The sequence below is a fragment of the Paraclostridium benzoelyticum genome (assembly GCF_001006285.1).
Taxonomy (GTDB): domain Bacteria; phylum Bacillota; class Clostridia; order Peptostreptococcales; family Peptostreptococcaceae; genus Paraclostridium; species Paraclostridium benzoelyticum.
Genome location: NZ_LBBT01000025.1, coordinates 1 through 10,887 on the forward strand (window position 1 = coordinate 1; position 10,887 = coordinate 10,887).

General features: G+C 26.5%; 11 protein-coding genes. 3 read left to right on the forward strand and 8 right to left on the reverse strand.

Translation table 11 applies throughout. The features are described from left to right. Positions 1-42: 42 nt before the first annotated feature. From VN21_RS01505 to VN21_RS01525, 5 genes are all read right to left on the reverse strand, one after another. The gene (locus VN21_RS01505; RefSeq protein WP_046821710.1) at positions 43-633 is read right to left on the reverse strand and encodes a GNAT family N-acetyltransferase; all 591 of its coding nucleotides are present in this window, start codon (positions 631-633) and stop codon (positions 43-45) included. A 244-nt stretch (positions 634-877) separates the two neighbouring features. Next, on the reverse strand, positions 878-1,558 hold the full coding sequence (locus VN21_RS01510; protein WP_052951940.1) for a class I SAM-dependent methyltransferase: 681 nt from the start codon (positions 1,556-1,558) through the stop codon (positions 878-880). Between the two features lie 65 nt (positions 1,559-1,623). Next, positions 1,624-2,166, reverse strand: a complete 543-nt coding sequence (locus tag VN21_RS01515; protein ID WP_046821711.1) for a GNAT family N-acetyltransferase — start codon at positions 2,164-2,166, stop codon at positions 1,624-1,626. 222 nt (positions 2,167-2,388) lie between these two features. Next, positions 2,389-3,072 carry an ABC transporter ATP-binding protein gene (locus VN21_RS01520; RefSeq protein ID WP_046821712.1) on the reverse strand — a complete coding sequence of 228 codons (684 nt, stop codon included), beginning with the start codon at positions 3,070-3,072 and terminating at the stop codon, positions 2,389-2,391. Positions 3,073-3,083: 11 nt separating this feature from the next. Beyond that, positions 3,084-5,660 (reverse strand): ABC transporter permease, encoded by a 2,577-nt coding sequence (locus VN21_RS01525; RefSeq protein ID WP_046821713.1) that lies wholly within the window; start codon positions 5,658-5,660, stop codon positions 3,084-3,086. Between the two features lie 211 nt (positions 5,661-5,871). On the opposite strand from VN21_RS01525, the gene VN21_RS01530 reads away from it, so the two are divergent. Continuing rightward, positions 5,872-6,807 (forward strand): sensor histidine kinase, encoded by a 936-nt coding sequence (locus VN21_RS01530; RefSeq protein WP_046821714.1) that lies wholly within the window; start codon positions 5,872-5,874, stop codon positions 6,805-6,807. A 26-nt stretch (positions 6,808-6,833) separates the two neighbouring features. After that, complete coding sequence (locus VN21_RS01535; protein WP_052951941.1) at positions 6,834-7,571, forward strand: LytR/AlgR family response regulator transcription factor; 738 nt, start codon at positions 6,834-6,836, stop codon at positions 7,569-7,571. Positions 7,572-7,623: 52 nt separating this feature from the next. Here the strand turns inward: VN21_RS01535 and VN21_RS01540 are convergent, their stop codons facing one another. Then, the gene (locus VN21_RS01540; RefSeq protein ID WP_332840832.1) at positions 7,624-8,394 is read right to left on the reverse strand and encodes an EcsC family protein; all 771 of its coding nucleotides are present in this window, start codon (positions 8,392-8,394) and stop codon (positions 7,624-7,626) included. Positions 8,395-8,609: 215 nt separating this feature from the next. On the opposite strand from VN21_RS01540, the gene VN21_RS01545 reads away from it, so the two are divergent. Beyond that, entirely contained in the window at positions 8,610-9,242 is a 633-nt protein-coding gene (locus VN21_RS01545; RefSeq protein ID WP_046821720.1) for a biliverdin-producing heme oxygenase, read from the forward strand. A 74-nt stretch (positions 9,243-9,316) separates the two neighbouring features. Here VN21_RS01545 and epsC read toward each other — a convergent pair whose 3' ends face one another. Both epsC and cysK read right to left on the reverse strand, forming a co-directional pair. After that, positions 9,317-9,832: a serine O-acetyltransferase EpsC gene (gene epsC, locus VN21_RS01550; protein WP_046821715.1), complete on the reverse strand. Its 516-nt coding sequence runs from the start codon at positions 9,830-9,832 to the stop codon at positions 9,317-9,319. Between the two features lies 1 nt (position 9,833). After that, positions 9,834-10,736 (reverse strand): cysteine synthase A, encoded by a 903-nt coding sequence (cysK, locus tag VN21_RS01555; protein ID WP_046821716.1) that lies wholly within the window; start codon positions 10,734-10,736, stop codon positions 9,834-9,836. Positions 10,737-10,887 lie beyond the last annotated feature (151 nt).

The window sequence follows — 10,887 nt, forward strand, 5'->3', positions numbered from 1 at the left end:
TCAATTTAAAATCATCATTTATATTTTTGTATAAAATATAACTTATCTATATGTCATTAAAAATTCCTTTTCAAATTCATATTTATAAATTTCCCATTCTTTTTTTATTAAGTCCATATAAACCACATCTGAAAATTCACCAAATCTACTATCGAAGTACCCATCTCTAATTATTCCTATATTTTTAAACCCAAGTTTTTTATATAATTGTTGCGCTCTTTTATTGTCAGCCATCGTTGTTAACTCTATTTTATTTAAATTTAAAAACTTAAACATAAAATCTATAAAATGATATAGAGCATCTAATCCATAGCCTTTACCTTGTTCATCTAAATTGCAAATTTTTATTCCTAATTCTGCTTTTTGGCTTCTACTATCCCAATTACAATAATTAATTTCACCTATTGGTGTTGAATCATCTTTTTTACAAATTATAAATCTTTTATCTGTTGGAAACATTGTTTCATTTTCAAACTCTTTGAATAACTTGCGCTTTATAGCTTCCTTGCTATTTAAAACTCCAAATGCATGAGTAGAATGTTCCATCATTTCTCCATCATTCCACCATTTGTATAAAAACTCTTCATCTCCCAATTCTAATGTTCTTATGAATAAATTTTTGCAAATTATCATTTATATCCCCCTAAATTATTTATTTTAAAATTTTACACTTAAAATAATTTTATTTTTTTATTATCCTATTTATTCTCTTACTTTGATATATTTTAGATATATATGCTTGAAATCCTTTAATAAATGTAAATTTATTAACTAAATTTCTGAAAAAATAAGGTTACCTTTAAGTAGCAATTCAAATGTTATTTGTACTTTTTAAAAAAAAGAAGGAGTTTAAACTCCCTCTTTTCTCTGTATTACTTTAAGATTTTTTTAAATATACAACCATACAATTTCCATACTCATTGTTTTGTGTATTTACAGTTTTTTCAATTAAAAAACCAACATCTTCTAATTCCTTTATATGATTTTTCCAATTTATAGATCTATATGAAGTAGATGCAACCATAACTTTTTTACCTTCGCTATTATTATTTCTTTCTTGTATTTCAAATGCTTTAGATGTATCAGTTTTTATCTCCACTTCTCCATCTCCCATATTTACTAAGAGTGCATGACCTCCTGTATCTAGCATATTATAAATTGATTTTAAAAATAAATTTCTATCACTATCATCTACAAGCATGTGTAAAACTCCTACTGTATATATCCATTTATATTTTGTAATTTTACTATTATCTAAGTTTATTATTTCTTCAACTTCAAATTCAACATTTTCTAAGTTTTTATTAGCTAACTCTTTACACTTACTTATTGCAGATTCTGATGCATCAATTCCTTTTACTTTATATCCTTTAATTCCTAGGTACAAAGTATCTCTTCCTTCTCCACATCCAACTTCACATATTTTATCTTGCTTTGATATATCATAGTACTCAATCCACTTTAACAAATCTGGAGTTGGATTCTTAGAAAACCATAAAATCCCCTCAGAATGTGCTTTTTTATATCTTTCATCATATGCTAGATAATATTTTTTCATGTCCCCTCCTAATATTAATTTTTATAATAGCTTATAAATACAATAATATAATTCCGTTTTATATCCTACAAATAATTTTTTTTATTTTTCTTTGATATAGAATAGACAGCTAGGTTTGTTTTACATTTAAACTCTCCTTCGTATTTCATTTTACTTTTAAGTATTACCTTTTTAGATGCTATGTTTTCAACATCATGCATAGCAATAATTCTCCATAGCTCAGTTTCTTTAAATATGAAATTTATAGCTGAAGCTAATGCTTCTGTAGAAATCCCTTCATTCCAAAATCTCTTACTTATACATATTCCAATTTCACAACACCTTCTTTTCTGCTTTATATTAAATATATATATTTCTCCAATAACTTCTTTTGTTTCTTTTAGTTCAACTGCCCAGTGATATGACATTTCAGTTTTATAATCTCTAATCCATGTTTCAATTACTGATTTTGTATATTCCTCACTTATGTGAGGTTCCCATTGTAAAAACTTAGTTACTTCACTGTCAGATGCCCAGTTTTTAAACATATCTCTAGTATCACTTATATTGAATTTCCTTAGTATTAGTCTATCTGTAATAATATTTTTATCTTGTATAGATTCTAACACTTCGTTTTTCAACTCCCTTTTGAATTGCTTCAAAGTATATACGTTGTGAAATATAAATTTTTAATGTATATATACAATTAGATTTATGATATAAAAACCCTTTATATGTTATTTTAGTAAGTTTTCAAATAAAAAAAGCCCTGGAATAGATTTTTTACCTATCCCAAGGCTTTTTACTTAAATTTTTTATAAATTCAACAAAATTCTTATTTTAACTGTTTTTTAACTGTTTGCGGAATAACTTTCATTTAATTTTCCATCTACAATAGAAATTATTCTATCTGCTTTTTTAGCTATATTTTCATTATGCGTTATCATTATTAAAGTTTGATTATATTTTTTAATAGATGATTTAAGGAGATTTATAACTTCCTCAGTAGTTTTTGTGTCTAAATTTCCTGTTGGCTCATCTGCAAGTATTATACTCGGCTTTGCTGATAATGCACGAGCTATTGCCACTCTTTGTTGTTGCCCTCCTGACAGTTGACTTGGAAGATGACCTTTTCGCTCGCTAATACCCAGTAAATTCATTAATTCGTTTATATAATCTTTATCAACTTCTCTGTTATCTAGTTTTACTGGCAGTTCTATATTTTCCGCTACATTAAGTACAGGTATTAAATTATATTGTTGAAATACAAATCCAACTTTTTGTCTTCTATATCTTGCTAGTTCTTTATCGCTTAAACAACATATGTCTTGCCCATCTACTTTTATAGTTCCATTACTTGGTCTCTCTAACCCCCCTACTAAATGTAGAAATGTACTTTTACCACTTCCACTAGGGCCTACTATTGCCACAAACTCTCCCTTATTTATTTTTAAATTAGCATCATTTAACGCGTGTACAGTTGTTTCTTTTTTCCCGTATATTTTACCTAAATTAATAGTTTCAAGTATCACCATAATAAATCCCTCTATTCTGTAATATTTATAGCATCAACTATATTTGTTTCTTTTATTTTTCTTGATGGTAAGTATGTAGCAAACAATCCTACCGCTATATTTACTACTATTATAAATATGTAAAGTTTATAATCGATATCAAACTCAATTCCTATTCTTTCAAATCCAAATTTTTTATACATATTAATTTGAAGTAATATACCTAATACAACTACTATGACACTTGAAAATACTCCATAAAGTAGCCCTTCATATATTATCATATTTTTAAAGTCTTTATCACTTATTCCAACTGCTCTTAACATTCCAAATTCATTAGTTCTTGATGTTAGATTGTAACTAACATTATTTATTATGTTGAACATACTTATTACAAATATAACCGCTACTATACCATAATTATATATTAAAAATTTTTCATCCATTTTAGCATTGTCTTCTTTATCTTTAGTCATGTCTACAGTAGTGGTTCCAGGCACTTTACTTCCTATTTTACCTAGTTGTTTATTTATAGCCTCATGGTCTGCTCCGTCTTTCATTTTTGTATATACTAAGTCATAATTATCTAAATTAGTTATATTTTTAAATTGATTATCACTAATTATAACATCTACTCCATCTTCTCCACTATACATATTATCATCTGCATAAGGATAGTCAACTATTGCGCCTACTTTAAATTCATACTCATCATATTCATAATTATCTTTACCCATCCAATATTTTTCTATATCGATTTTCCCTTTTGGATATTTTACTTTTACAGTGTCTCCTACCTTTATATCAACTATTGGTTTTCCATATGTATGATCCCCTACATCGTAATAGTCTTTATAATCTTCATAAGGTTGATATGCATGTGGTACATATACTACTGCCAAGTTTTCACTTTTCATTTTTTCTTTATTTATATCTCCACTAATTACATAACTATTTAATTCATCTAGCATTTCATTATTGTACCCTTTTAGTTTTTGTTTTAATAAATATTCATTATTTTCTTTATCCTCTATTAAAAGTCCATTTAGTACTTTTTCCGTATATCCTCCCTTAGATTTACTTTCATAAAACTTCATATTTAAAATATCATCTTTTTTAACAGACATTCTACTGTATAAAATTTTAGCTGTTTCAACTTTATCAATACCATTTATATTTTTTATATCTTTTATATCATGATCTTTTAAACCATTTTCCTCATCAATACTTCCATTTACACTTAACATAAAATCCCCTTGCCAATAAAATTCTTTGTACTGATTTTCACCTCTTTTTTCACTTCCAGTTAAACTATAATCCGTTTTTATAATCAGCATTCCTCCTATACTCATAGAAAACATAATCATTATAAAGGCTTTTTTATTTCTAAATATATTCTTTAAAGATATATTTTTAGTGGGCGATATATTCTTACTTAATCTTGATATTATAAAATTACTTCTTTTTATTTTACCTTTTCTAAAATTTTTTCTTATAGCTTCAATTGGTGATATTTTTCTTATTTTCGTATAAGTTAATATGCTTATAATAAACATTACTAAGAGTATACATATTATAGCTAATAATATAACTTGAGTAGGTATGACAAAAGGAGTTTCTTTTACTGGACCTTCAAATTGTATATTACCTGCAAACTTATTGAATAACTGCGCTCCTCCAACTCCAAGTATTATACCTATAGGAATTGATACTATACTTAATGTTAAAAGTTCATATAGCATAAGTAAAAATACTTTTAAATTAGTAGCTCCTATCGCTCTTAACACTCCATACTCTCTTATTCTTTGATATATAGATGTAGTATATATACTGTATATTACAAGTCCTGCAAATAAACTAAGTATTACAGCTGTAGTCTTACTTTCTGTATCTAGTCTACCATTATTACTTGCAGAATCTGCAAGCATAGAATTTATTCCTACTTGTTTCTCTTTACTTAGCTTAGCTTCTTTAGTTATATTTGATATATTTTCACTTATATTACTATTTTCATTAAACTCTACATTAGCAGTAAAATTATTAAGCTTATTTTCATCTAAACCTAAAAACATCTCACATCTTCCGACCCTTTTATCTTTGTATCTATCTTTAAGTATTCCAACTACCTTGAATTTTTCAGGTTTTTCTTTTCCGTATAATTTAAATGTTATTTCTTTATTTAGTTTAGATTCAAGCCCCATACTATTTAAAATCCACTCTTCTATTACTACCTCATTCTTACCTTTTGGAAATCTTCCCTTTAAAAGTTCAGTATCACTATTCAAATAATTTTCATCTGAATAAATTATATTTATAGGTAATTTTTCTCCAACATCACTTGATGCATAATAAGATGTTATCCCTATATCTTTTATGTTTTTTCCACTTTTAACAATTTTTAATTGGTCTTTATTTATATCCTTAAAATATGCATGATACTTTCCAGTTTCTCTTTTTAATCTATCTGAGTCTGCTTGTTGTGCACTTCTTGATAATGTCCCTACTCCTACTATTAGTGCACTAGCAAGTACTACACTAAGTACTATAGCTAATGACCTTGATTTGTAGCTTTTTATATATTTAAAAACTATCTCCAAATCATTCCTCATATTTACCACTTCCTCCCTTTTAATTAATTTGATTATAGCTTCTTTTAAAAAATATAACAAACTGAACTTTTTCAAGTTTTTAATGGTTTTGTGTTCAAATTTATATATCTATATTCAAGTTTAAATCCTTTGTTTGTAAATTTCCACTTTTTACATATTTTTTTATAAATGTTATAATTTTATTAAAGAATTAGAAACTTAGGGGGAATTTATGAATCGTATTTATACCTTACCTGTGCACATACTTGTTTTGTTTATAGGTACTAGCCTTTTATTTAATAGATATGAATTTTATAGGAAACTTTCTTTAATTAAAAAATCTTTGCTATCACTTTTTGTATCTTTGATAATCTTTTTATTAGTTAATATTTTATATAGGTATGTGTTGTTTGAAATAGGATATGATTATTTTTTAATGGGGATTTTAAAGATTTTCTTATCTTTTTCTTTATTTGCTATTTGTGTATATATAGGAAATAAGTTTATAAAATTAATAGATGATAATAATTCTAATTTAAAATATTTAAATACTTTAAATAATAAAATTGAACATAAAGATAGTATTGTCGCAAAACTTAGGAGTCAAAAACATGATTATCTAAAACATCTTCAAGTTGTGTACTCTTTATTAAATAATGGACTTAGTAACGATGCTAAGGAGTATATAACAAATATATCTAATAGTTTTAGAAGTAAAACCTCAAGGTACGGAAAGGTTTCTTATTTGGATGCAATTGCATCTTTAAAATATGAAGAGTGTCTTATAAAAAATATTTCTTTTGATGTTTATATACAAGATTTCATAGATAATCTAGTTATTGAACCTAATGAAATGAGTTCTGTTCTATTGAATATAATAGATAATGCTATTGATTCACTATCTCCACTTAATAAAGATAATAAATATATAAAGTTATTTGTTTATGAAGATGAATTTCAATATGTTATATCTATAAAAAACAACGGACCTAAGATATATAATACGGATAGTATATTTGATGAAGGTTTTTCTACTAAAGACGGTGAACATAGGGGATACGGTCTTTATCTAGTTAAAAATATTTTAGATAAATATGGGTATCATATATTTGCAAGTAGCGACGAATTTATAACTGAGTTTACTATTTTAATACCTAAATATTGTTAATAAAAGTTTATAGGGAGAAAATATTTATGATAAAAATTTTGATATGTGATGATGATAAAGCTGTTCGAGATGATATTGAAAACATACTAAAAAAATCCGGATATGTTGACTATGTAAAAAAGGTTAAAAATGGAATTGAAGCAATAGATTTTATTAAATGCGAGAAAATAGATTTACTTATAATAGATATTGATATGCCTCATAAAAATGGTATAGATTGTGCCAAAGAAATATCTTCAATAGATAAAGATGTTCATATAATATTTGTAACTGGATTTTCTGATTATAGCTTAGAAAGTTTTAAAGTTCATCCAGTTGATTTTATAGTTAAACCGTTTACTGAAAACAAAATTTTAGATTCTGTAAATATTGCTATTGACCACATTAATTCTCATAAACTAGCTACAAATAATTTTATAGATAATACTTTATTTGTTTATAAAATCAGAAAGCAGATACATATGATTAATTTTGATGATATAGTTATGTTTGAGAAAAACTCTAGAGCTGTAAACCTATATACTAAAGATCATGATATTATAAAATTTTATGAGAATTTCGATGATTTAAATTCTAGAATTCCACCAAACTTTTTTAAAACTCATAAAAGTTATATAGTAAATCTTAAATTGATACATAAGGTTATTCCTACTAGCAAATCTGCTTTAGAAATAAAGTTTATTAATTTCCAAGAAAGTGCAACTCTTAGTAAAACTTTAGAAAAAGACTTTTTGTATAGATTTTATAGAACTAAACGCTTTTAATTTAAATAAGTGTATGTTGATATTACAATATTAACATACACTTATTTTTTAATTACTTGACTCTTGATATGATTTTTTTATAACCTTTAGATAAAAAGCTCTCATTTTCTTTTATATATCCGCTAGTATCTAACAACCTCATATGATAAGAATATATTGCATACTCTCCCAACTTATCTACTAATTTATTGTTTACGTATGCACCAACAAAAGCCCCTATCCCAGGAACTAGTTGCAGTAACTTAGCTAAATCTATATAATCTCGATATTCCTGCTGAAACATTCTCCAATCAAACTCATTTATATCATCTGATAGCGTATCTTTTGATTCATTAAAATGCTCCATATCTTTAAATATAGTATTAACATGATTTTGACTTGAAAATGCTAATTGAAATATATTTAATAAATATATCCTTTCTTTATAATCCTTAGTATCAAATCCATAAATACTTGCAATCTCATATAAAAGTTTTATTTTTATACTTAAAAGTAGAGGAAAGTCAGCAAGACCAACAATAATTCCTCCAGCTCCAGTGCCTGCCCCTTCTAACATAGCAGTTTTTTTATATAATCTAATCTTTTCATAAGCTAGTTCGTCTCGATCTTGTAGTGAAATGTTTTCAATTGGAGCTTTTGTTGTATATTTTGACCCAAACAAAACAACCTTTGTCATATTCTTTATAGCTGTAGTAAGTATATTATGATAATTTTCAGGAAGTACTGAATTTAGTTTATTTTGAGCTTCTTTAGATGCTTTATTTATTATTGATGGCTTCTTTTTCATCTTTTCTTTCCAATTTTCTAGTTCTCTTATCTTCATATTGTTATATTCTTGCATTTTATCACCTATCTTTAATTATCTTAATTAAAAGTTTCCTCTTAGTAATTATAGTATATATTATTATACATTAAACCTTATTGATCTAATATATCAAAATTATAATAACTGCAAAATTAATGTTTTAGTTTTAATTTCCTAGGGTATTTATTTTATTAGTAATCACAATAGAAAAGAAAGAAGATGATTTTATGGATATGAACTTTTTAAAAGTCATTCAAAGTAGTACAAAAAAATTACACGATATGGCTGAAAATACAGGGTTCATAAAAAGATTAATTGATGGAGATGCTACTGTTGAAACATACGGAGAGTACATCTATAATCTTTATTTTATTTACAAATCAATAGAGGAGAATCTCGAAAAGCATAAAGATAATGAAGTCTTAAAAGAATTTATAACTCCTGAAGTATTTAGAGCTAATGCTTTACTTGATGACTCTAAGTTCTTATTAGGGTATAAGATTGATTCAATAGAAATTTGCGATTCAACAAGGGTTTTCGTTGATAGATTAGATGAAATATCTCAAACAAATCCTAAATTATTAGTTGCTCATGCTTACACAAGATATTTAGCAGATTTATTTGGTGGTAGAACTATCTTTAAAATAATAAAAGAAAACTACTCTATAGAAAATGAAGGTCTTAATTATTATATGTTCGACCATATAAAAGACTTAAAAGCTTTTGTGATGGAATATCATCAAAAACTTGATTTAATAAATTTAAGTGATGAAGAGAAAGCTAAATTCTTAAATGAAATTTCGCTTTCATATGTTTTTAATATAAGTATATCTAATGAATTAGATTACGTGAAGTTTGATAAGTAAAATTTAGTTTCCCTCCTATTCGACGTACATTATTTTAAACTTTACACTGAAATAAAAAAGGAATAACTTCTTAGTTATTCCTTTTTTATTATTTTACCAGGTATTCCAACCACTGTACTATTTGGTGGAACATCTTTTAATACAACTGCATTTGCACCTACTTTAGAGTTTTCACCTATAGTTATTGGCCCTAAAACTTTAGCTCCTGCTCCTATTACTACATTATCTCCTACAGTTGGATGTCTTTTCCCACTATCTTTTCCTGTTCCTCCCAATGTGGTTCCATGATATATAGTAACTCTATTTCCAATCTCTGCAGTTTCTCCTATTACAACTCCCATACCATGGTCAATTAAAATTCCACTTCCTATAGTTGCACCTGGGTGTATCTCTATTCCCGTTATAAATCTATTTACTTGCGATATAAATCTTGCTATAAAGAACATTTTATATTTATAAAAATAATGTGCAATTCTGTGACCAATCAAAGCATGAACTGATGGATAAAGTAAAAAAACTTCTATCTTAGATCTTGCAGCTGGGTCATTTTCAATTATATACTCTATGTCAGCATTTATTTTTTTTAGCATTCTATCCTCCAATTATATCCATAGATAGATACTTCTCAATTCCATCAGGAGATATTGTTACAATGTTTTTTCCTTTAAAGTTCTTAGCTATTTCCATACTTGCATATACATTTGCTCCAGATGAAATCCCTACTAGTATTCCTTCCTTTTCTCCTAGTAACTTGATAGTGTTTATAGCGTCTTCATCCTTTACAGTTACTATTTCATCTACAATACTCATATCTAAATTTTTAGGTATAAAATTCGCTCCTATTCCTTGTATCTTATGAGGCCCACTATGTCCTTTAGATATTAAAGGAGAACTTTCTGGCTCAACTCCAATAACTTTTATGTCTTTGTTTAATTCTTTTAAATATTTTCCAACTCCACTTATTGTTCCACCTGTCCCTATCCCACACACAAATATATCTATATCTTTAATATCTTCATATATTTCTATTGCAGTTGTAGAGTAGTGTTTCTTAGGGTTACTTTTATTTTCAAATTGCTTCAAAGATTTATAATTTCCATTCGAACTTATTAATTCACTTGCTTTATCCATAGAGGCTTGCATTCCACCTTCACCTGTCAGTATTATATCTGCTCCATAGGCTTTCATCAAATCTCTACGCTCTTTGCTCATAGAACTAGGCATAACTATAATAATCTTAAGCCCCTTTAGCTTTCCAATCATAGATAGAGCAATGCCCGTATTTCCACTTGTTGCCTCTACTATAGTATCTCCTTTTTTTATATCTCCGCTTTCCATAAGGTCTTCAATCATCCCAAGAACAGCTCTATCCTTTATACTTCCACCTATATTGTATTTTTCTAACTTTAAAAATATATTATTTTCACTTTGAATATTATTTAGCTTAACTATTGGAGTTTTTCCTATAAGATCTAAAATGTTATTGTATAACATATATCAACCCTCCTATTTTTTTAATTATATGTATAAGTACCTATAAATGTTTATAAAATTTCATACATACAACATTCAGTTTTTAAATTAGTTTTTCTAATCTTACTAAATTTGTTATTTGCTTTCAATAAATATAGTTTAATTCTATATT

Coding starts and splice junctions, on each gene's coding strand:
- epsC (WP_046821715.1), bottom strand. CDS start 9,832: ATGCTAAAAAAAATAAATGCTGACATAGAGTATATAATTGAAAATGAC.
- VN21_RS01530 (WP_046821714.1), top strand. CDS start 5,872: ATGAATCGTATTTATACCTTACCTGTGCACATACTTGTTTTGTTTATA.
- VN21_RS01540 (WP_332840832.1), bottom strand. CDS start 8,394: ATGAAGATAAGAGAACTAGAAAATTGGAAAGAAAAGATGAAAAAGAAG.
- cysK (WP_046821716.1), bottom strand. CDS start 10,736: ATGTTATACAATAACATTTTAGATCTTATAGGAAAAACTCCAATAGTT.
- VN21_RS01510 (WP_052951940.1), bottom strand. CDS start 1,558: ATGAAAAAATATTATCTAGCATATGATGAAAGATATAAAAAAGCACAT.
- VN21_RS01520 (WP_046821712.1), bottom strand. CDS start 3,072: ATGGTGATACTTGAAACTATTAATTTAGGTAAAATATACGGGAAAAAA.
- VN21_RS01505 (WP_046821710.1), bottom strand. CDS start 633: ATGATAATTTGCAAAAATTTATTCATAAGAACATTAGAATTGGGAGAT.
- VN21_RS01525 (WP_046821713.1), bottom strand. CDS start 5,660: ATGAGGAATGATTTGGAGATAGTTTTTAAATATATAAAAAGCTACAAA.
- VN21_RS01545 (WP_046821720.1), top strand. CDS start 8,610: ATGAACTTTTTAAAAGTCATTCAAAGTAGTACAAAAAAATTACACGAT.
- VN21_RS01535 (WP_052951941.1), top strand. CDS start 6,834: ATGATAAAAATTTTGATATGTGATGATGATAAAGCTGTTCGAGATGAT.